The following is a 25569-nucleotide window of genomic DNA, read 5'->3' as shown; positions in this document are numbered from 1 at the left end:
TGTTCGACGCTACCGCAAGATCACGGTTTGATAACGGCCGAGGGCGAACACGATCGAGTGAAAGGCTCGGAGTCCTCGGTGGACTATCACGCCGTGCTCGGCAGGTAGGAGTGCAGATCGGCCGGCAAGTCCTTGCGGTACTTGACTTTCAGCTTCCGGTACACCCTGGTCAGGTGCTGCTCGATCGTCGAAGGCGTGATGTACAGCTTCGACGCGATCTCCCGGTTCGTATACCCGACAGCCGCCAGAGCGGCGACCCGGCGCTCTGCATCCGTGAGCGTGGCTATGGGATCCACCGGCTTCTCCTCCGCCTGCGCGTCCTCGGCGTCGGCCTTGCCACGCGAAGGCAGCAGCTCCTCGCACAACTCGGCTGCGTCGCACACGTTGGCCACGTGCCAAGCACGGCGAGCCACGGTCCAAGCCCGCCGATGTTCCCGCAAAGCCTGATGCGCCTTGGAAAGATCAGCCAGCGCACGAGCCAGCTCGTACTGGTCCCCGTACTCCTCCAGAATCACCACCGCGTCCTGCAGCAGCTGCGGCCGGTTGTGGGGTTGGTTCGTCGCGGCCAGGAGCCTCAACGCGACGCCACGGGTACGAGAAGCGTCCGGTCCCAGCCGAGCCAGCTGCTCGTTGATCAACCGCTTGGCCTCGTCACGGTTCGCCCCGTGCAGCAACCAGGCCTCCGCGGCCGCCGTGCGCCAAGGAACCACCCCCGGCTGATCCACACCCCAGGAGGTCATGAGCTCGCCGCACGAAAGGAAGTCCGCGAGAGCCGCGTAGTGGCGAGTCGTGGCCAGGTAGTGGTGCCCGCGCGCGTAGAGGTAGTGCAACCCGTACCGCGATTGGAACATCGCCTCGGGTACCGGCTGTTCGAGGAACGAGGCAGCGTCCTCGTGCCGCCCCATCTTGGTGGCGGCGTTGATCAGAATCCCCAGCGGCATCCCCAGCGCCACACCCCATCCGCCGGCGGGCATGAAGTCCAAGGCGTTCTGCGCGTGCTCAAAAGCCGTGGTCAGGTCACCGCGCCGCAACGACACCTCGGCCCGCACGCACGAGAAGAACGCCCGTGCCACCGCGAGGTTCTTGGCCCGTGCCTCCTCCAGCAGCTTGTCGCACCACTGCGCCGCCACGTCGAGCCGGTCCGCGTACACCAGCGCCTGCAACGCCAGCATCGCCGACTCCGGCCCCCACGACCCGCTGTCGGAAGGCCGCGCGGCCTGCAGGACGTGCTCGGCATCGGTCGCGGAAGAGTCGTTGGGGCCGTACGTCAGCACGTTCGCCAAAGCGCTGACCGCCTTGAGCATCGGCCCGGACGTCAGGCTCACCATCCGGGTCTTCACCGGCTCGGACTGGGGCCGCCGTGCCAGCGTCGGGTGCGAGCAGGCCAGCCACAGCTCCATCGCGCGCAGCCCTGCGCTCGACGCCGCAGTACGCCGGACCCGCTCCATCGCCTCGGTGGCCTCGTCGACCTGGCAGTTCCACAGCATCGGCTGCACCAGCGACGTCACGTCGCGGTCGGAGAGCTGCCCGGCTCGCATCGCCGGCACCACCGTGGCCAGCCTGCGCCCGGCGGCAGACGGGTTGACCCGCCACTCCACCCGCACGAGCTTCGCCGCGATCGCCGCCCGCCCGTGCACCTCGACGCAAGCCCGATGCGCCAGCTCCACGTACCGCAACGCCGTGTCGATCTGCTCGTCGCGCAACGCGTGCTCGGCGGCCTCCTCGAAGACCGGAACCATCCAGGGGTTCTCGGAGTGGTCGGCCATCACCAGGTAAGGAGCGACCTCGGTGGCCGGCGCGCCCTCGTCGTGCAGCAGCAAGGCAGCCCCGAGGTACATCTCCTTGCGGTCCTGAGTGGACAGATCGTCCAGCACGGCACCGCGAGCGGCCGGGTCACGGAACCACCCGTCGCACAACAGCCCTGCCTCGTTCATCACGTCCAGCGCGGACGCGACGGTCTCGGCATCGGCGCGGGCAAGGCGTCCCAACGATTCGCGCGTCGCGTTCTCGCCGGTCACCGCCAAAGCCCGCGCAACAGGCAGAACGTGGTGGTCACAGCGGTGCAGGCAGCTGACCAGCGCGCGCCGATAGCTGGGGCCGATGACGAGACCACCGTCGTCGCGCGGCTTGCACAGCCTCTGGTCGTCGAGCAACGAGCGGACCAGCAACGGGTTGCCCCCGGACAGCGACATCGCGCCCTCGGCGTGCAGCGGCATCTCGAACAGCTCGTCCAACGCACTCAGCGGTGTCAGCTGGACATCGCGGCAGTGCGGGTGCCGCAACAGTTCGGTGTGCAACGGCGTGTGAGCGGCGCGCGGCGACGCGGTCTCGCTCAGCATCAGCAGCACCTTGGCCTGCCCCAGCCGTCGGATCAGGTAGAGAAGCCAGTGCAACGAGGAGGAATCCGCGTGCTGAACGTCGTCGATGCCGATCACCAACGGCGACTCGGCGGTCAAGTCCAGCAACGCGATGCACAGCGCGTGCAACTGCCGGGCAGCAGGTCCGTCGGCGGAACGGGTGGCGGCGTCGAGCAGCTCGCCCACCTCGGCCGGGGCGTCCAGCGGGTGGAAGATCTGGCCCACCACACCGAAAGGCAGGTCGCGCTCGAACGCCGAGCACGTCGCCTTCACGAAGTTGACGCCCGAAGCCTCACCGAAGGCGTGCAGCAGCTCGGTTTTCCCGCTCGCGACAGGACCCGTGAGCAGCGCGACCCTTCCAGATCCTGACAGGGAGTCCGTCAACAGTGCTTCCAAGGTGGCCCACTGGTCGTCGCGCTCGATCAGGCCCGCGAGCCTCGCCTTGGTGATGCTGTTGTCGGACGTCCCGGTCATGATGATGTGCCTCTCGCCAGGAAAGCCGCCGTGCCGCAGCGCGGTGTGTGCTGTTGAGGCACCACCGCGTCCCCCAGGATCGCGGGCATGACGAGTCGACGTCGAGGGTCGCAGGCGACCACGTCCTCATGAAATCGATACGCGCCAGTTCTAGGTGTTCGCCTGGACTTGCGGTGCTTTCCAACACTAGGGCTTCTTCTGGAGAACACTGGCACCCCGGGACACACCCCCGCGCCGTCCGGCAGGCTCGTCGCCACAACGTCATTTCCTTGTTGGGCGCCAGCCCGAAGGGTGAAATCCATGAGCCAGCGGCCGATCCTGTTCGTCAGTCTGCCGGAAAGCGGCCTGCTGAACCCCATGCTCGTGCTAGCGGAGGAACTGTCGCGCCGCGGTGTCGAGAACCTGTGGTTCGCCACCGACGACAAGGGCCGCGAGGAGGTCGAGGCGGCGGCGGTCGGCTCGCCGATAGAGTTCATCTCGCTGGGTGACGTGATTCCGGAGATGTCGTCGGTCACGTGGCCGGACGACGTCTACGCGAAGGTGACGCAGCGATCGCGGTTCAAGGCGCGCAAGGCCGTCATCGAACAGACACATCGGCCAGAGCTGCGGATCCCCAAGTACCGCAAGCTCTCCGAAGCGGTCGAGCAGATCCGGCCGGCGCTGATGGTCGTCGAGTCGATGTGCATGTTCGGCTACGAGGTCGCCATCACCAAAGGTGTTCCGTACGTGATCAGCAACCCGTTCGTGGCGTCGAACCTGGTGACGTCCGCGGTGCCGATCGGCCCGTCCTACACGCCGAAGGACTTCCCGCGCCCCCACACCGGCCTTCCCGCCGACATGTCCTGGAAACAGCGCTGGGCCAACAAGCTCTTCGGGTGGCGCACGCTCGCGATGGCGTTCTCACGGCAGAACAAGGAACGCAACGCGCAGAACGAGAAGGTCGTCGCGGAGCTCGGCATCTCCCCCGACGCACGCGGCCAGTTCGCGCGGGTCGAGAAGTCGGAGCTGGTCCTGTGCTACTCGATCCCGGAGATGGACTACGAGTTCGACATCCCCGAGAAGATCCGCACGGTCGGCGCGCTGGTGCCACCACTCCCCCAGGCAGAGCCCGGTGAACTCGGTGAGTGGCTGGACGCGCAGAAGTCCGTGGTGTACGTGGGTTTCGGCACGATCACGCGGCTGACCCGCGACCAGGTCGAGGCCTTCGTGCAGGTCGCCCGCAGCATGGAGGGCAAGCACTCGATCCTGTGGAAGCTGCCGCGCGACCAGCAGAAGTTCCTGCCCGGCGAGCTACCGGGCAACCTGCGCATCGAGACGTGGGTGCCGTCGCAGCTGGACGTGCTGGCACATCCGAGCGTCAAGCTGTTCTTCACGCATGCGGGCGGAAACGCGTACACCGAAAGCATTTACTTCGGCAAGCCGATGGTGTCACGGCCCCTGTGGGTCGACTGCTACGACCAGGCCGTGCGGGCCACGAGCTTCGGTGTCGGGCTGACGCTGGACAAGCCGCACACCGTCGACCCGCGGGACGTCGTGGACAAGCTCACTCGCGTCCTGGACGACCCGGGGTTCCGCGAGAACGCCGAACGTCTCGCCGCGCTCCAGCACGCCGCCGGTGGCCGCAAGGCGGCCGCCGATCTGATCCTCTCCTTGCCCGCACTGGCCCAGAACTCGACGGCATCGAAGTGAGTTGACGATGAGCTACCGATTCCCCGTGTCGATGCCTTCGTTGCGCGGCAACGAGCTCGAGTACACGACGAAGGCCGTGACGGACGGCTGGATCTCTTCGCAGGGCCCGTACGTGCCCCAGTTCGAAGAAGCTTTCGCCGCCTACAACAACGTCCGGTACGGCGTCGCCTGCTCGTCCGGCACTACAGCGCTGACACTCGCGTTGCGCGCGCTGGGCGTCGGGCCCGGTGACGAGGTGATCGTGCCCGAGTTCACGATGATCGCCTCGGCGTGGGCCGTGACCTACACCGGTGCGACGCCCGTATTCGTGGACTGCGCGGACGATCTGAACATCGACGTCACGTTGATCGAGGAGAAGATCACCCCGCGCACCAAGGTCATCATGCCGGTGCACGTCTACGGCCGGCAGTGCGACATGGAGCCGATCCTCGAGCTCGCCTACGAGTACAACCTGCGCGTGGTCGAGGACTCGGCCGAGGCGCACGGAGTCAAGCCGACCGGTGACATCGCGGCGTTCTCGCTGTTCGCCAACAAGATCATCACATCCGGTGAGGGCGGTGTCTGCGTCACCAACGACCCGCACCTGGCGCGGCAGATGGCACACCTGCGCGGTATGGCCTTCACGCGAGACCACAGCTTCCTGCACAAGAAGCTCGCGTACAACTTCCGGATGACCAACCTGCAGGCCGCGGTCGCGCTCGCGCAGACCGAACGCCTCGACGAGATCATCGCAACGCGCGCACAGATCGAGAAGCGGTATGACGAGGGCCTTCGAGGCATCGATGGAGTCACCCTCATGCCGCCGCGTGACGTGTTGTGGATGTACGACCTGCGCGCGGAGCGCCGTGAGGAGCTCATGAGGTTCCTCGCCGAGAAGGGGATCGAGACCCGCCTCTTCTTCAAGCCGATGAGCAGGCAGCCCGGCTATCTCGACCCCGTGTGGCCGGCGCTGAACGCGAACCGGTTCGCCGAGGACGGGTTGTACCTCCCCACCCACGCCGAGCTGACCGAAGACGACCAGGACCACATCGTGGGGCAAGTCCGCCAGTTCTACGAGGTATGAACATGACGAGTACCGCCGACTCCGACCTAGTCCCGTTCATGATGCGCCGCCCCGGCGCGCCCTTCCCTCCTCCCGAGTACGAGGACTTCCGCACCAAACCCGGCCTGGTGAAAGCCGCGTTGCCGTCCGGCGAGACGGTGTGGCTGGTCACCAGGCACGAGGAGGTGCGCGCGGTGCTCACCGACCCGCGCATCAGCTCCAACCCGACGCACGAAGGATTTCCGCGTCCGTCGCGCACCGTGGGCGCACCGTCCGCGGACGACGTTCCTGGCTGGTTCGTGTCACTGGACCCGCCGGACCACAACAGGTTCCGCAAAGCGCTGATCCCCGAGTTCACGGTGCGCCGCATCCGGTCGTTGCGCCCGGCGGTCGAGGAGATCGTCGACCGTTCCATCGACCAGATGCTGGCCAGGGGCGACTCCGCCGAGCTCGTCGAGGACTTCTCGCTTTCGGTGCCGTCGCTGGTGATCTCGTCCTTGCTGGGTGTACCGAAGGTGGACCGCGACTTCTTCGAGGAGAAGACGAAGGTCCTGGTGACGCTGACGTCGACCGACGAGGAACGGGACAAGGCGTCCGAGCACCTGTTGCGCTACATCAACAGGCTGATCACGATCAAGACCAAGCGCCCTGGTGACGATCTGATCAGCAGGCTTCTCCATGGCGGTCTGCTGACGCCACAGGAGCTTTCCGGCGTCGCGATGCTCCTGCTGATCGCGGGCCACGAGACGACGGCGAACAACATCTCGCTCGGCGTCGTGACGTTGCTGCAGCAGAAGCAGTGGATCGACGACGACCGCATGATCGAGGAGCTGCTGCGCTACCACTCGGTGGCCGACCTGGTGGCGCTGCGCGTGGCGGTCGAGGACGTCGAGATCGGCGGTCAGCTGGTCCGCAAGGGCGAGGGAATCGTGCCGCTGGTGGCGGGCGCGAACCACGACCCGGAGATGTTCGAGCGGCCGCACGAGTTCGACCCGTCCCGGTCGGCGACCGGGCACGTGGCGTTCGGGTACGGCGTGCACCAGTGCCTCGGCCAGAACCTGGTGCGGCTGGAGATGGACGTCGCCTACCGGGGCCTGTTCCGGCGGATCCCGACGCTCGAGATCGCGGTTCCACTGGAGGAGCTGCGGTTCAAGTACGACGGAGTCCTCTTCGGACTCCACGCGCTTCCCGTGCGCTGGTAGTTCTGGTTTGGGAAAGGAACGTCATGGCTCGGATCAGTGTGGACACCGGTAAGTGCATCGGCTCGGCTCAGTGCGTGCTGGCCGCGCCGGACGTGTTCGACCAGGACGACGACGGGTTCGTCACCGTGCTCGACGACGCCCCCACGGGCGAAGCTGAGTCGGCCGCGCGCACGGCCAGGGGCATCTGCCCGGCCACAGGCGATCACCGTGCAGGACTGAGTCAGCGGCCGCGGCGGGGTTTCGCGCGCTTGGCCGGTTGCTTCTGCTGCCGGGCCTTGGCGGGACCCTGCCGCTGCTGCGGCTTCTTCTGTGCAGTCGTCTGTGACGTCTTCTGGGCCGGCTCCGGCGCGGGGCCGCGGGTGCTGTTGACCGTGCGGCCGCGGACGATGCCGATCAGGTGCTCGACCAGCTCGGGGTTCTCGTCGCGGATCGGGAACGACAGCGCCACCCGTGACTGCGGAGCGTCGCTCAGCGGCACGTACTTGAGGTCCTTGCGGTGGTGCAGCCTGGCCAGCGACTGCGGCACGACGAGCAGTCCCACGCCCGCGGCGACGAGCTCGATGGCGTCCGCGGTGGTCTGCGGCCGTTCGACAGGCGGCTGACCGGGTGGTGAGTCCCATTCGAGCGTGTCGTCCAGCGGCTGCCACAGCACGTGCGTCGAGAGGTCCTCAAGGGACAGTTCCTCGGCCGCGGCGAACTCGTGGTCCTTCGGGAACACGACCACGCTGATCTCGGTGTAGAGCGGGATCGCGTGCAGGTCCTCGCGGTCGCCGGGCAGCCTGAGCAGCGCGGCGTCGGCCTCGCCCGACCGCACCGTCTGCGCGGCTTCGGCGGCGGTCACCTGTACGAGGTGCAGCGGGGCCTCCGGCAGGCGTTCCTGCCAGACCCGTGCCCACTTGCCCGGCGTCACGCCTGGGACGTACGCGAGCGTGAACGATCCGGTCACGTGCTGAGGCTACCGGACGAGGCGGTTACTCTTTCCGCATGAAGTCGCAGCAGACGATGAAGCCCGCCACCGCCGCCAAGAAGCTCGGCGTGTACCTCGAGGCGACGCCCGAGGAGTTCCAGGCGGGCGTCGTGTCGCGCGATGAGCTGAATGAGCTGCAGGCCAACCCGCCGGAGTGGCTGGCGGACCTGCGCCGCAACGGCCCGCACCCCAAGCAGCTCATCGCGCAGAAGCTGGGCATCTCGACCTCGGCCCTGGTGCGTGCCGGCATCACCGAGGCGCTGACCACCGACCAGATCAACGCGATCAAGGAAGAGAATCCGGACTGGCTGGTGCGCGAGCGTCAGGTCTACGCCGACTTCAAGGCCGAAGAGGCGCGCCTGAAGGAGAAGGCGCGCCTCGACGAGGAGTCGTCCTGAGTCGCTGACACGGTGCGGACAGGTGATGGTGCTCACCACGTGAGCGGGAACTTCTCCAGTCCACCGGCCAGCCGGCCACCGGGGTGCGATTCGAGCTCCGACTCCGGCACCGCGAGGCGCAGCGCGGGCAGGCGCTCGAAGAGGGTCGTGTAGGCGACGGCGAGGATGATCCGCACGAGCGGGGCGCCGGTGCAGTGCCGCATGCCGTGGCCGAACGTGAAGTGGTGGTTGGGCGAGCGGGTGACGTCGAACCGGTGCGGGTCGTCGAACGCGCGCGGGTCGAAGTTGGCGAGCGAGAAGTCGAGCATCACGAGGTCGCCCTCACGGATCGTGACGCCGCCGATCTCGATGTCCTCGCTCGCGTAGCGGGGCAGGACGGGCGAGCTGATGGTGGCGCGCATGACCTCGTCGACGGCGCGGGCCATGATCTCCGGGTCGGCCATGGCCTTCTCGCGCTGCTCCGGGTTGCGCAGGAACAGCAGCACACCGAAGTCGAGGTGGCTTGCCAGGCCCGCGAGGCCGGTGAACAGCAGCGTGACGACGTGGAGGCCGATCTCCTCGTTCGTCAGGCCGGTCTCGATGAAGCGGGAGATGACGTCGTCGCCGAGCTCCGACCTGCGCCGTTCGCCGATGTCGGCGGCGAACCCGAACAGCGGGTCCATGCCGGCCTCCGCGGATTCCTGGTCGGACGCGCCGACCGTGTCCATCATCTCGAGGAGTTTGCGGCGGTCCTCGACGGGGATGCCGACCATGTCGCAGAGTGCCTGCTGCGAGTAGTCCATCGAGTAGGCGTCGTGCAGGTCGACCGGCGGGCCGGCGGCGATGATCGCGTCGAGCTTGTCGTTCGCGATGGCCTCGACGCGTTCCTTGCGTTCGATGACGCGGCGGGCGGCGAAGCTCTTGGTGTAGAGGACGCGCTTCTTCTCGTGGCGCTCCTTCTCGACCTCGATGTCGTCGCTGGTGACGAGCATGTCGAGCATGGGGTTGCGCATGAACCGCGGCGCGTTGTCCGGGTCTTTGTGGCTTCGGCCGAGCTTCTGGTTCTGCAGCAGCGACTTCACCTCGGCGTGCCGGGTGACGAGCCAGCCCTTGTCGCCGGCGGGCGTCCGGATGCGGCACACCGGAGCCTGCTCCTGCAACCGCAGCCGGAGTTCGCTGAACGTCAGGATCGACGGCAGTTCGACCCCGATCAGGGGCAGTTCCTGCGATGTGGTCATGGACGCCTTCCCAGGTTTCTTCGGTGGGGGTTTGCTGTCAGGCCCTGACGGCGGCGAACGTGCCGAGCCAGTCCTCCATCACGTCGGCGACGACGCCGGCGTCCTCCTTCACCATCGCCATGTGGTCGGTGGTGACGACGCGGATCTCGTCGGCCGGCACGTCGACGTCCTGGTCGGTCGTCACGAGGTCGGTGCCCTTGACCTCGTTGGCACAGCGGATGAGCAACTTCGGAACAGTCGTGTGAAGGCCGGTGTCGATGATGAGCGGGAACCAGTGCGCCATGGCGGACAGACGGGTGCTGTTCATGTTCACCGCAGGTGAGTCCATGGTGTTGAAGTAGTTCGTCGTAACGGCGTCGAAGTCCATGCCCTCGCTGGAGTTGTAGTTCATGCTCAGCGTGTCGAGCATGATCACCGCTTCCGGGGTGATCCCCCACGTCTCCTCGAGCACTGCCGCCGCGAAGTAGGCGAGCGTGCCGCCGGAGGAGTGTCCGACCAGGACGAACGGGTCGCCGTCCGTGCCGTTCAGCACGCTCTCCGCGACCCACCTTGCGGCGGCCTCCGTGGTCCTGGGCAGCGCCTCGCCTTCGCCGAAACCGATGAGCGGCAAAGCGCTCACGTGCCGCTTGCCGCGCAGGTGAGCGGCAAGCCTGGCGTACATGTGCACGCCGGCGGTGGCGCCGGGTGCGCTGACGCAGACCAGCTTCGGGAGCTTCGGGCCGTCGGCGAGGGTGATCGGGCTCGGCAGGTCCTCGAGTTCAGCCGGGCTGTCGAACATCGGGCGCAGGTTGGCGACGGCCTTGAGCATCCTGAGGCCCTCGACGACCTTGCCGGTCGTGACGCTTTCCATGAACAGGCCGAACACCGTGTCGTTCGTGTTGACGGCCACGCCGTTGCTCGTCGGCCCGGCGATGGTGCCGAGCTCGCCGTCGACCCTGATCGCGAGTGCGGCTGGCGTGCCGCTGTCGAACACGGCGCTGCCGGGGAGTTTGAGTGCGAGCATGTCGTTGAGCTGGTTGCGCAGCTCGACGGCGATGAGCGAGTCGAAGCCGAGCTCCAGGAAGTTCTTCTCGGGGTCCACTTTGGACTTGTCGTTGTGGCCGAGGAGTGCGGCGCAGGTGCCGAGGACGAGCTCGCGGACCTCGTTGACGCGCTCGCCGGGATCGGTGTCGCGCAACCGGTCCAGCACCGTGATGGCGGCCATCTGGCTCTGCTGAGGGATGATCTGCTCGTCGACGATGTCGCGCAGCAGCGGGGCGACGCGCTGCTGGTTGCGGTTGACGTGCATGGGGATGACGACCCGCTTGCGTTCGGCGAGGGCGGCGTCGAACAGCGCGAGACCCTGTTCGGCGGCCAGTGGTGGCATGCCGGAACGGGCGATGCGGTCCATGGCGGCGTCGCTGAGGCCCGCGGTCATGCCGCCGTCCTGCGCCCAGGGACCCCAGGCGAGGCTGATGGTGTTCTCGCGACTGGTCGCGAGTGCGTCGAGGTAGGAGTTGGCGGCGGCGTAGTTGCCCTGGCCCGCCGCGCCCATGACGTTGGCGACCGAGCTGTAGAGGACAAGCAGCTTCAGGTCGTGCTGGGCGAGCAGGTGCGCGGCGTCGACCTTCGGCGTGAGGACGCTGGTGAGGCGGTCCGGGGTGAGCGCGTCGACGAGGGCGTCGTCCAGCACGCCCGCCGTGTGAATCACGGTGGTGAGCGGGCGTTCCGTGGCGGCGAACAGGGTCTGGACGTCGTTCGCGTTCGAGATGTCGGCGGCCGCGACCGTGACGGTGGCGCCCTTGTTCTCCAGTTCATGCTTGAGGTTCTGCGCACCGGGTGCCTCCTCGCCGCGACGGCTGGCGAGCAGCAGGTGCTTCACGCCGTGCCGGGTGACCAGGTGCCGGGCGAGCTCGGCGCCGAGGCCGCCGGTGCCACCGGTGATCAGGACCGTCTCGTCCTCGTCCCACTCGTGCTTGGCGTCCGGATTCTCGGGCAGTTCCTTGAGGCGAGCGACCTTGACCTTGCCCTCACGGACGACGACCTGCGGTTCGTCGCCGTTGACCAGCGAGGTGAGCAGGGCGCCGGAGACGTCGAGGCCGTCGCTGTCGACGAGCAGGAACCGGCCGGGGTTCTCGGCCTGCGCGGTGCGGACCAGGCCCCACACGGCCGCGGCGGCCAGGTCCTCGCCGGTCGCGGCGCCGCGGCTGACGAAGACGACGCGGGAGTTCTCGAACGTCAGCGCTTCCTGCAGGATGCTCAGTGCGCGCTGGGTTTGGGCGTGCGTGCTTTCCGGGGTGTTGTCGCCCGTGACGGCCACGACGAACACGTCAGGGGTGGTGGACTGGGCGGCCTCGGTGAGGGTCTCGCCGTAGCCGCTGACGGACTGGCCCGCCGCGTACAGGACGTGGGCGAGGTCGAACTCGTCGCCGCCGATGATGGCCCACCGCGCACCCGTGATGGCCGGTGCGTCCACAGTGGACTTCACCCAGTGGACCTCGTAGAGCGCGGGGCGGCTGGCGTTCGGCTGGGTGCCGGGGGCCATCGTGCTCTGTGGCCAGAACCGCTCGGTGTCGAACGGGTAGGTGGGCAGGTCCGTTTTCTCGCCGCGCCTCGGCCAGATGATCTTGGCGCCGGCGGTGTAGAGCTTGGCGAGCGCAGTGATGAACGCGGTGACCTCGTCCTTGTCCTTGCGCATCGTCGGGATGGCGCGGTCGACGAGCGCGGCCAGGACGGCGCTGGGGCCGATCTCGACGAACGTGGCGTCGCCGATGTCGCTGACGTTGTCAGTGAAGCGGACCGTGTCGCGGACGTGGTCGACCCAGTAGCCGGATTGTTGAACAATCCCACGAGCGATCAAGGGGATCGTGGGATTGTTGAACGAAATGCCCTCGATGGCTTTGCGGAAGTCGTCGAGCATGGGCTCCATCAGCGGCGAGTGGAACGCGTGGCTGACCTGGAGCTGCTTGGTCTTGCGATCGTTGAATTGTTCAACGATCCTACGTGCCTCTTGTTCCACACCGGCGATGACGACGGACTCCTCGGCGTTGATGGCGGCCAGGGAGACGCCGCTGGTGAGGTGCGGGGTGACCTCGTCCTCGGTGGCCTGGATCGCGATCATCACGCCACTGGCAGGGAGCGCCTGCATGAGGCGCGCGCGTTCCCGGACGAGCTTGGCCGCGTCCGCGAGGCTGAGGACGCCGGCGATGTGAGCGGCGGCGATCTCACCGATGGAGTGGCCAGCGACCTTGTCGGCCTTGAAGCCGTAGCTCTCCAGCAGCCGGTACAGCGCGACCTCGAACGCGAACAGCGCCGGCTGGGTGTAGCCGGTCTGGTCGAGCTTCTCCTCGTCCTCCCACATGACCTGCTTGAGGTCCTTCGGAAGGTGTTCGAGGGCCGCGTCGAGGGCTTCCCTGAACGCGGGGAACGCCTCGTAGAACTCCTTGCCCATACCCACGCGCTGGGCGCCCTGACCCGAGAACAGCGCCGCGATCGGCTTGCGCGCCACGGTGCCGGTCGCGATGACCTCGCCGTCCAGCACCACCGCGCGGTGATCGAACGTTGTCGGGCGCGTGGTCAGCAACGAGTACGCGATGTCCCGAGGGTCGCCTTCGAGGGCCTTGACCTGATCGATGCGCGCCTTCAGCGCGTTCGCTGACTTCGCCGACACGACCAGCGGATGCTTGCCCGCCAGGTCCTGAATCGACCCATCTGAATCGATCCCGCCTGGGGCCCCTCCGGGGGAGACCGAGGTCCCCACTCCCATCGTCTCAGGGAGGTCCGACAGTTCTGGGGTGGTCGGGTTCTGAGTGGACCGTTCAGGAGCGTCGGGGGCCTCTTGGATGATCACGTGGGCGTTGGTGCCGCTCACTCCGAAGGAGGAAATGCCGGCTCGGCGGGGTTTGCCGTTGCGGGGCCAGGGAGTGGTCTCGGTGAGGAGGCTGACGCTGCCAGCGGACCAGTCGACGTGCGAGGACGGCGACGTGATGTGGAGGGTCGGCGGGAGGGTGTCGTGGCGGAGGGCCTCGACGATCTTGATGACGCCCGCGACACCGGCGGCGGCCTGGGTGTGGCCGATGTTGGACTTGATCGAGCCGAGCCTCAACGGCGTCGTGCGGTCCTGGCCGTAGGTGGCGAGCAGCGCCTGGGCCTCGATCGGGTCGCCCAGCACCGTGCCGGTTCCGTGGGCCTCGACGGCGTCCACGTCGGACGCGGACAGGCCCGCGGAGGCCAGCGCCGCCTTGATCACCTCGCGCTGGGCGGGGCCGTTCGGGGCGGAGAGGCCGTTGGAGGCGCCGTCCTGGTTGATCGCGCTGCCGGCGACGACGGCGAGCACCGGGTGGCCGTTGCGCTGGGCGTCGGAGAGCTTCTCGACGAGCAGCACGCCGATGCCCTCGGACCAGCCGGTGCCGTCCGCGTCGTCGGAGAACGCCTTGCAACGGCCTGAAGTCGCGAGACCACCCTGTCGGGTGAATCCGGCGAAATTCGAGGAAGTCGCCATGACGGTGACGCCACCGGCCAGCGCGAGCGAGCATTCGCCGTTGCGCAGCGCAGCAGCAGCGAGGTGCAAAGCGACCAGAGACGAGGAGCACGCGGTGTCGATGGTGACGGCCGGGCCCTCGAAGCCGAACGTGTAGGAGACGCGGCCGGAGATGACGCTGGCGGCGGTGCCCATGCCGGCGTGTCCCTCGACGTCCTCCTGGGAGGCGATCAGGACGTGGCCGTAGTCCTGGCCGTTGGTGCCAACGAACACACCGGTACGCGAACCCCGCAACGACGTCGGGTCGATGCCCGCGCGTTCGACGGCCTCCCACGTGGTCTGCAGCAGGAGTCGCTGCTGCGGGTCCATCGCCAGGGCCTCGCGTGGCGAGATGCCGAAGAAGCCGGGGTCGAAGTCGGCCGCGTCGTAGAGGAACCCGCCCTGCAACGTCGCACTGGTGCCGCCTGCCAGAGTTCCCAGGTCCCAGCCGCGGTCGGTCGGGAACCCGGTGATGGCATCCCTTCCGGAGGACACCAGCTCCCACAGGTCTTCCGGGGAGCGGACGTCACCGGGGAACCGGCAGGCGATGCCGACGATCGCGACCGGTCCGTGCTTGCCGGACTCGGTCTCCTCCAGTCGCCGGCGGGTCTGGGCGAGATCAGCGGTGACCCACTTCAGGTACTCAACGAGCTTCTCTTCGTTCGGCATCGCCGGAAACCTTCCGTCCTGAGGTGGGGTCAGCGCTCGGTGCGTCGGCCGAGTTCGTTGTCGATGAAGGCGAACACGTCGTCCACGGTCGCCGAGTTGATGCGGTCGCTCACGGCTTCCTCGCCCTTGGCACCGCCGTAGTGAGCGAGAAGGTTGCGCAGGCGGGCGGCGACGCCGTCACGTGCCAGGTCCTCGTCGGTGCTCGCGGCCAGCGCGGCCTCCAAGCGATCGAGCTCGCTGGTGATCGACAGTCCGGCGTCGTCGCCGAGCAGCTCACCCGCGAGGTACGCCACCAGTTCGTCGGGCGTCGGGTAGTCGAAGACCAGGCCGGCAGGCAGCTTCAGACCCGTTGCCGAAGCGAGGCTGTTGCGCAGCTCCACGGCGGTCAGCGAGTCGAAGCCGAGGTCGCGGAACTGCTTGTCGTTGTCGATCGCCGCGGGCGTCGAGTGCCCGAGGACGCCCGCCGCGTGACCGCGCACGAGATCGACCAGGTACTTCGCGCGTTCCTCCGCGGGCAACGCGTTGAGCGTCGCCGAGAAGTCCACAGTGGACGCCTCGTCGGTGCCGGCCGTGCGCTTTCCGCCCCGCACCAGGCCGCGCAGCACTGCCGCGACCGGGCCGTTGGTGCGGCCGGTGTTGAGGCGTGCGGGGACGAGCACCGCGTCCTCTCGTGAGGTCGCGTCGTCGAACAGCGCCATGCCCTGCCGGACGGACAGCGGCGGCATGCCGGTGCGGCCGATGCGGTCCATCGCGCCGTCCCGCAGATGTGCTGTCATGCCACCGGTTTGCGCCCACGGGCCCCACGCCAGCGATGTCGCCACGAGTCCCTGTGCACGTCGGCGTTCCGCCAGTGCGTCCAGGAACGCGTTGGCCGCAGCATAGTTGCCCTGTCCTGCGCTGCCGAGCACGCCCGACACCGACGAGTAGAGCACGAACGCCTGGAGCTTCTGCTTTTTTGTGGCCTCGTGGAGGTTCCAGGCGCCGTCGACCTTGGGCTTCAGCACGGTGGTCAGCCGCTCCGGCGTGAGCGAGCCGATGATGCCGTCGTCGAGCACACCTGCGGTGTGAATGACGGCGGTCAGCTTCACGCCCTTGAGCACCTTCTTCACCGCCTTGAGGTCGGCGGTGTCGCAGGCGGCGATCGTGACGTCAGCGCCGTGTGCCGTCAGTTCTGCCTGCAGCGCAACGGCTTCCGGCGCGTCACCGCCACGCCGTGAGATCAGCAGCAGGCGCTTGACGTTGCGCTCGGCCACGAGGTGCCTGGCCAGTTCGGCACCCAGACCGCCGGTGCCACCGGTGATCAGGACGGTGCCTTCCGGATCCCACTCGGCCGTCTCGGCCGTGTCGGTGACGCGGGCGAGGCGGGCGACCCGCACTTGCCCGTCGCGGACTCGCACCTGGGTCTCCCCCGCGTCGAGCAGGCCGGTGGGCAGCGGGGTGCTGCCGTCGGTGTCGATGAGCAGGAACCGTCCGGGGTTCTCCGACTGAGCCGTGCGAACCAGGCCTTCGACAGTCGCGCCCGCCAAGCCGCTCGTCACGAAGGCCAGCCGATCCTCGGACTGCTGCACCAGTTCAAGCGCTTTGGCCGCGAGTTCGTGTGCCTGCTGGACGACGTCACCGTCCGCGGCGAGCTTGATCTCCCGCACGTCGGCGGCGGGCCCGGTTTCGGGTGCGGGCACCCATTCCAGGCGGAACAACGAGTCCTGATGCTGCTGCGCCGCGAGCGGTGCGCCGAAGACGACGTTGCGCGCGGACACGACCGGTGAGCCGTTGGTGTCGACCGCGGCGAACCCGCCGTTGCTCAGCCTCACTCGCAACGTGTCGGCGCCGACCGCGTGCAGGCTGACGCCGTGCCATTCCAGCGGCACCTGGTGTTCCTCGGTGACCCTGGTGGCGCAGTCCAGCAACGCCGGGTGGACGCCGTAGAACTGGGCGTCCGAAGTGCCTTCCGGCAGCGTGACCTCCGCGTACACGGCGTCACCCGCCTGCCAGACCTGCTCGCCGATCGCCGTCGCGCCCTTCGGCGGCCACTCGCTCACCGTGAAGCCGGCAAGGTACTCGCCCTCGGCAAGAGTTCCGGTGGCGATCTGGGTGAAGGGCTGTTCGTCGTCGGGTCGCGTGTAGACGGTGAGAGCGCGCTTTCCGTTGTCCGGCGCGCCGATCCACACCTGAAGCACGCCGGGCGTGATCGGCCCGGTGACGGTGAGCTCCTCGACAGTGCCGTACCCGACCTGGTCGGCTGCCCTGAACGCGATCTCCGCGAACGCCGTCTCCGGGAACGCCACCGCGAGCCGGTTGGTGAACACCACGGAGTCTTCTCGGGCGACCGACATCGCCGCGCCGAGCAGCGGGTGATCGGCGGGCCCGAGGCCTAGCCCGGACGCGTCGGCGGCCTGGGCCATCGGCGTCGGCCAGTAGCGGTCGTGGTCGAACGCGTACGTCGGGATGTCGACCCGCTTCGCTTTGACACCTTCGAACGCAGCAGTCCACTCGACGTCGGTGCCCGCGACGTGGAGTCGCGCGAGCGCGGTGAGCCATGCCGTCGTTTCGTCGCGGTCCTTGCGCAGCGCGGGGACGGCGTTCTCCACCGAGCGCGGACAGCACGCCGTCCGGCCCGATCTCCAGGAACGCGTTGACGCCCGCGGCCTCGAGCTCCCGGACACCGTCGGCGAACCGCACGGTTTCCCGGACGTGCCGCACCCAGTACTCCGGCTCGGTGAGCTCAGTGCTCACGATGCGGCCGGTCAGGTTGGAGACCACGGGGATGCGGGGCGCGACGAGGTTCAGCGCCGTCACCACGGCGCGGAAGTCCTCCAGCATCGGCTCCATCAACGGCGAGTGAAACGCATGGCTGACCGGCAAACGCTTAGTCTTGCGGCCCTGCGCGGCGAACCCGTCGGCGATCTGTTCGACCGCGCTCTCCTCGCCGGCGAGGACCAGCGACATCGGCCCGTTGATGGCCGCGATCGACACCTGATCTGTGATCGTGACTTCTTCTTCGGCGGCCTCGACGGCGATCATGGCTCCCCCTGCCGGGAGTGCCTGCATGAGCGCGGCACGCGCGTTGACGAGCTTGGCGGCGTCTTCGAGGCTCAGGACACCGGCGACGTGCGCGGCCGCGATCTCGCCGACGGAGTGGCCGCCGACGTGGTCGGGCTCGATGCCGAACGCTTCCGCGAGCCGGAACAGCGCCACCTCGATCGCGAACAACGCGCGCTGCGTGTTCCCGGTCTGGTTGAGCGCCTCCGTGTCGTCGCCCCACATGACATCGCGGACGTCGACGTGTTCCAGCACCGCGTCGAGCGCCTTGCGGAACGCCGGGAAGCGCTCGTACAGCTCCTTGCCCATGCCGATCCGCTGCGAGCCCTGCCCGGAGAACAGCACCGCCAGCTTGCGCCGCGTCGCCTGCCCCTCGGCGACCTCCGCGCCGTCCAGCAGCACCGCGCGGTGCTCGAACCGCGACCGCTTCAGCAACGAGAACCCCACGTCGAACGCATCGCCGTCGACCGCCTTGACCCGTTCGATCTGAGCGCGCAGCGAAGCGGGGGACTTCGCCGAAAAAACGAGCGGGGCCCCTTGGGGGGACACGAGGTCCCCACTCCAATCGTCCCACGGGACGACGGTGACACCGGCTCTGCGAGATCAACAACGGGCGGGTTGTCCACAGGCGCCGAGTTGTCCACAGAAATCGAAGACGGGGTTGCGGCCTCCAGGATCACGTGCGCGTTCGTGCCCGAGATGCCGAATGACGACACACCAGCGCGACGCGGACGGTCGGCGGCGGGCCATGGCGTGTTCGACGTCAGCAACGACACCGCGCCGGCCGTCCAGTCGACGTGCGAGGAGGGCGCGGTGACGTTGATCGTGCGCGGCAGAACGCCGTGCCGCAACGCCATCACCATCTTGATCACGCCGGCGACACCGGCGGCGGCCTGGGTGTGGCCGATGTTGGACTTGATCGAGCCGAGCAGGAGCGGTTCGGAGCGGTCCTGACCGTAGGTCGCGAGCAAGGCCTGGGCCTCGATGGGGTCGCCCAGCGTCGTGCCGGTGCCGTGCGCCTCCACGGCGTCGACGTCGGCGAACTTGAGGCCCGCCGAAGCCAGTGCCTGCCGGATCACCCGCTGCTGCGACGGGCCGTTCGGTGCGGTCAAACCGTTGGAAGCACCGTCCTGGTTGAACGCCGAGCCACGCACGACCGCCAGAACATCGTGTCCAGCCGTGACAGCGTCGGACAGACGCTCGACCACGAGCACACCGATGCCCTCAGACCAGGCTGTGCCGTCAGCGGTGTCGGAGAACGGTTTGCAGCGGCCGTCGCGCGCGAGGCCGTCCTGCAGCGAGAACTCCATGAACGAGCCCGGCGTCGACATCACCGTCACGCCGCCGGCCAGTGCCAGGGAGCACTCGCCGTTGCGCACGCCTGCACCGCCAGGTGCAAGGCGACCAGGGCCGACGAGCACGCCGTGTCGATCGTCATCGACGGACCTTCGAGCCCCAGCGCGTACGACAACCGGCCAGCGATCACGCTCGGCGAGGTGCCCGTGCCCGAGTAACCCTCCAGTGCCTGCTCGGAAGCGAGCATCAGGTGCGCGTAGTCCTGCCCGGAAGCGCCCACGTAGACACCGGTCCGCGATCCGCGCAGAGTGAGCGGGTCGATGCCGGTGCGTTCCAGCGCCTCCCACGACGTCTCCAGCACGAGTCGCTGGTGCGGGTCCATCGACACGGCCTCACGCGGTGAGATCCCGAAGAACGCGGGGTCGAACGAGGCGATGCCCTCGATGAACCCTCCCTGCCCGGTGACGGACCGCCCGGCACCGTCGCCGACGAGGTTCTCGTCCCAGCCGCGATCGGACGGGAATCCGCTGATCGCGTCGCGGCCGCCAGAACGAGCTCCCACAGCTCCTCCGGCGACGACACGCCCCCGGGGAACTTGCAGGCGATGCCGACGATCGCGATGGCCTCGTCGGAGACTCGCACCGAGTCCTCGACCTCGGTCTGCCCGCCGAACAGCTCGGCGATCAGATGCTCCGCCAACGCTTGCGGGTTCGGGTAGTCGAACACCAGCGTCGCGGGCAGCGTCAGCCCGGTCGCGGTGCCGAGCCTGTTGCGCAGTTCCACCGAGGTCAGCGAGTCGAAGCCCAGCTGCCGGAACTCGCGGTCGGCATCGATCGCGTCGGCGGACGAGTGTCCGAGCACCGCGGCAGCCTCGCCGCGCACGAGGTCCACGAGGGTCCTGGTGCGCTCGGCCGGGCGGACGTCCTGAAGACCCTGCAGCGCAAGGGTTCCCTGAGCTCGCGCCGCGGTCCGGCGACCGCCGCGCAGAAGGTTGCGCAGCAGCGGCGGCACCATCGTGGTGCTGGCTCCGGTGATGATCCGGGCGGGCACGACGAGCGGCTCGTCCACCCCGATCGCGGCGTCGAACAGCGCCAGGCCGTGCTCCAGCGAGATCGGCGGCATGGACGACTTCTCCAGCCGTTCCAACGCGGCCGCGTCCATCGTCTTGGTCATGCCGACCTCGGACGTCCACGCGCCCCACGCCAACGACACCGCAGGCAAGCCCAACCCTCGCCGGTACTGCGCCAATGCGTCCAGGAACGCGTTGCCCGCCGCGTAGTTGCCCTGACCGGCCGTTCCGAGCACGCCCGACACCGACGAGTACAGGACGAACTGCGCGTCCGGCAGCAGCGAGTGCAGGTTCCAGGCCGCGTCCACCTTGGGACGCAAGACCTTCTCCAGCCGTTCGGGCGTCATCGAGGCGATCACACCGTCGTCCAGCACACCGGCGGTGTGCACGACGGCGGTCACGTTGTGTCCACTCAGGACTGAAGCGAGTGCGTCCCGGTCAGCGACATCACAGGCCGCGATCGTCACGTCCGCGTCCAGCGACGCCAGCTCTCCCGCACCCGGCGAGTCGAGCCCGCGACGGCTGAGCAGCAACAGCTTCCGGGTGCCCCGCGCGACGAGGTGCCGCGCCAGTTCCGCGCCCAGGCCACCCGTACCGCCGGTGATCAGCACGGTGCCGTCCGGGTCCCAGCCCGCGGGCACGGTGATCACGATCTTGCCGATGTGCTTGGCGCGGCTCATGAACCGGAACGCGTCACGCGTCCGCCGCACGTCCCAGGACGCGATCGGCAGCGGCTCCAGGACGTTGCGCTCGAACAGCTCCACGAGCGCGACGAGCATGCGCTGGATGTGGTCGGGGTGCGCCTCGCCGAGGTCGAACGGCCGATAGACGATGCCCGGCACGTTCTCCCGCAAGTCGGTCTTGCCCATCTCGAGGAACCGCCCGCCCTCGCTGAGCAACCGCAGCGAGGCGTCGATGAACTCGCCGGTCAACGCGTTCAGCACGACGTCGACCCGCGGGAACTTGTGCTCGAAGCCGGTGTCGCGGGAGTTGCCGATGTGCGCGTCGTCGAGACCGAGGCCGCGCAGCACGTCCCACTTGCCCTCGCTCGCGGTGGCGAACACCTCCGCGCCGAGATGTCGGGCGACCTGGATCGCCGCCATGCCAACGCCACCGGCACCCGCGTGGACGAGGACCTTCTCCCCCGACCGCACGTTGCCGAGCTCGATCAACGCGTAGTACGCGGTGAGGAACACCAGAGCCACTGACGCGCCCTGCTCGAACGTCCAGCCGTCCGGAAGCCTGGTCAGATAAGGCTCCTCGATGACGCCGACCGGTCCCATGCCGCCGAACAGCATGCCGAACACCGGGTCGCCGACCTTCAGGTTCTCGACGTCCGGCCCGACCTCCGAGACCACACCCGCGGCCTCGGCACCGAACGAGCCCGCCTCGCCCGGATACATGCCGAGCGCGTTCAGCACGTCACGGAAGTTGAGGCCGGCCGCCCGGATCGCGATGCGGACCTGCTTGCCCTGCAACGGCTCCGGCGTCCACGGTGCCAGGACGAGGTTGTCCAGGCTGCCTTTCGCGGTCGTGTCGAGGCGCCAGGGCGTTCCCACCGGAGGCACCAGCGTCGGCCCCGTCTGCAGGCGTGCCAACCGTCCAGCGTGGACGGTTCCTTCACGGACGATCAGCTGTTGTTCCTCGGTCACCAGCATGCCCGGGGTCAGTTCGCTGTGCTCGTCCAGGTCGACGAGCTGGAACTTGCCGGGGTTCTCGGCCTGCGCGGACCTCACGAGTCCCCATGCCGCCGCCGCGCCGAGGTCGGTGATCGGTTCGTCGCTGACCGCCGCGGCGCCGCGCGTCACGAACACCACGCGCTCTTCAGCGTTCTGCAGGATCTCCAGCACGCGCTTCGTGGTCTCGTGAACAGCCGCCGCGTCGCCGCCGCCGTAGATCTCCACGACTTGCGCGTCGATCTCGGTGGCCTCGCCGACCTGAACGGGCACCCAGTCGACACGGAACAGCGAGTCCTGCACGGGGTTGCCGGCAGTGTTCGCGGACGGTGTCCTGACCACCAGCGACTTCACCGACAGGACGGGCGCGCCCTCGACGTCGACGGCGGTGACCTCGACGGCGTCGCCACCGGTGTGCTTCAACCGGACGCGCAGCCGCGACGGCCCGATGGCGTGCAGAGACACGCCGTTCCACTCGAACGGCAGACCCTGGCCGGCGCCGTCGACGAACGTGATGGCGTGCAGCGCCGAGTCGAGCAGCGCGGGGTGCACGCCGAAGGTCGCGGCGTCTTCGACGCTCTCCGGCAGCGCGACTTCGACGAGCACCTCGTCGCCGTGGCGCCAGGCCTGCTGGAGCCCTTGGAAGATCTGCCCGTAAGCGAGGCCGCCTTCCGCGAGTGTCTCGTAGAAGCTGTCGAGGTTCAGCGCTTCCGCGTTCGCGGGCGGCCACTCGCTCGTGTCGAACTCGGCCTGATGCGGTCCCTCGGCAAGGGTGCCTGAGGCGTGCTGGATCCACTCGTCGGAGTCGGGGTGCCGCGAATGAACGCTGACGGCCCTGCGGCCGTGATCGTCCGGCGCGCCGACCCGCACCTGCACCGCGACGGCTTCCTTTTCGGGCAGCACGAGCGGGACGACGATCGTGAGCCCGTCGACGCGGTCGCAGCCGACCATGTCGCCCGCGCGGATCGCGAAGTCGAGGAACCCGGTGCCGGGGAACAGCACCGCCCCGCCGACGACGTGGTCGGCGATCCACGGGTGCGTCGCGAGGCTGAGGCGTCCGCTGAGCACGAGCTCGTCGGTGCCCGCGACCGCGATCGCCGCGCCGAGCAGCGGGTGCCCGCCGGACCTCAGCCCGTAGGCGGCAGGGTCGCCCGCGCGGCCGCCGACCGTGGCCTTGGGCCAGAACCGCTCGTGGTCGAACGGATAGGTCGGCAGGGCGATGAGCCGGCCGCCGGTCAACCACGGAGTCCAGTCAACGTTGATTCCGTCAACGTGTACTTGACCGAGTGCGGTGGCCAGCGCGGCTTCCTCGGACCTGTTCTTCCTGAGCGTCGGGATCGCGCCGTCGACCAGGGCGCTCAGAACACCGTCCGGTCCGACCTCGAGGAACTTGGTCGCCGGGATCTTCGCGACGTTGTCGGTGAACCGGACCGCGTCGCGGACGTGGCTGACCCAGTACTCGGGGTCGGTGACGTCACCGGTCGCGCTGATCGGGATCTTCGGCTCGGTGAACGTGATGCCGCTGATCGCCGCGCGGAAGTCGTCGAGCATCGGCTCCATCAACGGCGAGTGGAACGCGTGGCTGACCTTGAGCCGCTTGGTCTTCTCGTATCGGCTCGCGATGGCTTCGACCTCTGCCTCGTCACCCGCGATGACGATGCTCGTGGGCCCGTTGACGGCCGCGATCGACACCTTGCTCGTGAGATGCCTGGTGACTTCTTCTTCGGTCGCCTGCACGGCAACCATCGCGCCCGTCCGCGGCAACGCCTGCATCAGGCTCGCGCGCGCACTGACGAGCTTCGCCGCGTCCTCCAGGCTGAGCACGCCCGCGACGTGTGCCGCCGCGATCTCACCGATCGAATGACCCGCGAGGTGGGCGGGCTTGATCCCGAAAGCCTGCAGCAACCGGTAGAGCGCCGTCTGGAAAGCGAACAACGCCGGCTGCGTGTACCCGGTCGGGTTGAGCTTCTCCTCTTCCTCGCCCCACATGACGCTCTTCAGCTCGGGGTCGAGGTGCGCGAGCACGTCGTCGAACGCGTCCGCGAACTGCGAGAACCTCCGGTACAGCTCCTTGCCCATGCCGAGGCGCTGCGAACCCTGCCCGGAGAACAGCACCGCGAGCGTGTGCTCCCCCGCCACCCCGCTCGCCACTTCCGCCCCGTCGAACAGCACCGCGCGGTGCTCGAACAACGCCCGCGACTTCACCAGCGAGTACGCGACGTCGACCGGCGCCGCTTCCACCGCGCTGATCCGCTCGACCTGAGCCCGCAACGACGCCGCAGACTTGGCCGACACCGCCAACGGAACCGATCCCGCTGTATCGATCCCGCTTGGGCCCCCTCCGGGGGAGACCGAGGTCCCCATCCCAATCATCTCAGGCAGGTCTGACAATTCCGGGGCCTCAAGGATCACGTGGGCGTTCGTGCCTGAGATGCCGAACGACGACACACCCGCGCGCCACGGCCGGTCGATGGAAGGCCACGGGGTGTTCTCGGTGAGCAATGAGACCGCGCCGGCCGACCAGTCGATGTGCGAAGAAGGTTCGGTGACGTGCAAGGTCTGCGGCAACAGGCCGTGCTGGAACGCCATCACCATCTTGATCACGCCCGCCGCACCGGCGGCGGCCTGCGTGTGGCCCAGGTTCGACTTCACCGAGCCCAGCCACAGCGGGTCGGCACGGTCCTGCCCGTACACGGTCAGCAGCGCCTGTGCCTCGATCGGGTCACCCAGCACGGTTCCGGTGCCGTGCGCCTCGACGGCGTCCACATCGGACGGTGACAGGCCACCTGACGCAAGCGCTTGCCGGATGACTCGCTGCTGCGACGGGCCGTTCGGTGCGGTCAAACCGTTGGAAGCACCGTCCTGGTTGAACGCCGAGCCACGCACGACCGCCAGCACCGGATGCCCGGCGGCGACGGCGTCGGAAAGCCGTTCCACGACGAGGATTCCGACGCCCTCGGACCAGCCTGTGCCGTCCGCGGACTCGGAGAACGCCTTGCACAGGCCGTCCGGCGCGAGCCCTCCCTGCCGCGAGAAGCCGGAGAACGACGTCGGAGTCGCCATCACCGTGACACCGCCAGCCAGCGCCAGCGAACACTCACCGCCCCGCAAAGCCTGTGCGGCGAGGTGCAGCGCCACGAGAGCCGACGAGCACGCCGTGTCGATCGTGACCGCGGGACCTTCCAGCCCCAGCGCGTAGGAGATGCGCCCGGAGATCACGGAGGCAGCGAGGCCGGTTCCGGCGTGGCCTTCCAGGTCTTCGTTGGAGGCCATGACGACGTGCTGGTAGTCCTGCCCGTTCGTCCCGACGAACACGCCGGTCCGCGAGCCGCGCAACGAGGACGGGTCCACACCGGCGCGTTCGACTGCCTCCCAGGACGTCTCCAGCAGCAGGCGCTGCTGCGGGTCCATCGCCAGCGCCTCACGCGGCGAGATCCCGAAGAACGCCGGGTCGAAGTCCGCGACTCCAGTCAGGAAACCACCGCGCACCGTCGAGCTCTGCAGTGAAGCCAGGTCCCAGCCGCGATCGGCAGGGAAGTCCGACATCGCGTCCTCGCCCGCGACCAGCAGCCGCCACAGGTCTTCCGGCGAGTCGATGCCGTTCGGGAAGTGGCACGCCATGCCGACGATGGCGATGTCGTCGGTGGTCTGCACGACCGACACGTCATCAACATCGCCACCCTCGCCGAGCAGCGACGCGAGCAGGTGCTCGGCCAGCACTCGCGGCGACGGGTAGTCGAACACCAGTCCGGCGGGCAGTGCGAGACCGGTGATCTCGGTGAGCTGGTTGCGCAGCTCGACGGCGGTCAGCGAGTCGAACCCGATGTCCCGGAACGCCTTGTCCGGCGCGACCGCTTCCTTGCCGGAGTGGCCGAGCACCTGAGCCGCCCGCGTGCGGACCAGGTCCAGGACGGGCTCGATCCGTTCCGCGGCAGGCAGTTCGCGCAGGTCGCGACGCAGTTCCGCGGCGGCCGAC

Annotated in this window: 8 protein-coding genes and 5 pseudogenes; 5 read left to right on the top strand and 8 right to left on the bottom strand. The window is 68.5% G+C overall.

All coding sequences use genetic code 11. The features are described 5' to 3' along the window. Positions 1-86: 86 nt before the first annotated feature. A complete protein-coding gene (locus FXN61_RS04700; protein ID WP_167970585.1) occupies positions 87-2831 on the bottom strand; it encodes a helix-turn-helix transcriptional regulator in 2745 nt (914 codons plus the stop codon). A gap of 300 nt (positions 2832-3131) precedes the next feature. Between FXN61_RS04700 and FXN61_RS04695 the strand changes: the two genes are divergently transcribed. The 4 genes and pseudogenes from FXN61_RS04695 to FXN61_RS56175 all read left to right on the top strand — a co-directional run. Further along, entirely contained in the window at positions 3132-4520 is a 1389-nt protein-coding gene (locus FXN61_RS04695; RefSeq protein WP_167970583.1) for a glycosyltransferase, read from the top strand. Between the two features lie 7 nt (positions 4521-4527). Continuing rightward, a complete protein-coding gene (locus FXN61_RS04690; protein ID WP_167970581.1) occupies positions 4528-5583 on the top strand; it encodes a DegT/DnrJ/EryC1/StrS family aminotransferase in 1056 nt (351 codons plus the stop codon). A 2-nt stretch (positions 5584-5585) separates the two neighbouring features. Beyond that, positions 5586-6764, top strand: coding sequence for a cytochrome P450 (locus FXN61_RS04685; protein WP_167970579.1), 1179 nt, complete (start codon positions 5586-5588; stop codon positions 6762-6764). 23 nt (positions 6765-6787) lie between these two features. Next, positions 6788-6898 (top strand): annotated as a pseudogene (locus tag FXN61_RS56175) (ferredoxin); the annotation flags it as partial. Positions 6899-6984: 86 nt separating this feature from the next. Here the strand turns inward: FXN61_RS56175 and FXN61_RS04675 are convergent. Continuing rightward, entirely contained in the window at positions 6985-7710 is a 726-nt protein-coding gene (locus FXN61_RS04675) for a LysR family transcriptional regulator substrate-binding protein (protein ID WP_167970577.1), read from the bottom strand. Between the two features lie 56 nt (positions 7711-7766). On the opposite strand from FXN61_RS04675, the gene FXN61_RS04670 reads away from it, so the two are divergent. Next, positions 7767-8129 (top strand): DUF5997 family protein, encoded by a 363-nt coding sequence (locus tag FXN61_RS04670; RefSeq protein WP_167970643.1) that lies wholly within the window; start codon positions 7767-7769, stop codon positions 8127-8129. Between the two features lie 32 nt (positions 8130-8161). Here the strand turns inward: FXN61_RS04670 and FXN61_RS04665 are convergent, their stop codons facing one another. The 6 genes and pseudogenes from FXN61_RS04665 to FXN61_RS50505 all read right to left on the bottom strand — a co-directional run. Continuing rightward, complete coding sequence (locus FXN61_RS04665) at positions 8162-9346, bottom strand: cytochrome P450 (RefSeq protein WP_167970575.1); 1185 nt, start codon at positions 9344-9346, stop codon at positions 8162-8164. Between the two features lie 37 nt (positions 9347-9383). Further along, positions 9384-14513: pseudogene (locus FXN61_RS04660) on the bottom strand (SDR family NAD(P)-dependent oxidoreductase); the annotation flags it as partial. A gap of 29 nt (positions 14514-14542) precedes the next feature. Then, a complete protein-coding gene (locus tag FXN61_RS04655) occupies positions 14543-16822 on the bottom strand; it encodes a type I polyketide synthase (protein WP_167970571.1) in 2280 nt (759 codons plus the stop codon). A 343-nt stretch (positions 16823-17165) separates the two neighbouring features. Next, a pseudogene (locus FXN61_RS56905) lies at positions 17166-20969 on the bottom strand (SDR family NAD(P)-dependent oxidoreductase); the annotation flags it as partial. Between the two features lie 261 nt (positions 20970-21230). Further along, positions 21231-21476, bottom strand: a pseudogene (locus FXN61_RS56900) (alcohol dehydrogenase catalytic domain-containing protein); the annotation flags it as partial. A 48-nt stretch (positions 21477-21524) separates the two neighbouring features. Beyond that, a pseudogene (locus FXN61_RS50505) lies at positions 21525-25553 on the bottom strand (type I polyketide synthase); the annotation flags it as partial. Positions 25554-25569 lie beyond the last annotated feature (16 nt).

Origin of the sequence: Lentzea indica, from assembly GCF_012184385.1 — a bacterium.
Lineage (GTDB): Bacteria > Actinomycetota > Actinomycetes > Mycobacteriales > Pseudonocardiaceae > Lentzea > Lentzea indica.
This window is presented reverse-complemented; position numbering and strand designations above follow the sequence as displayed.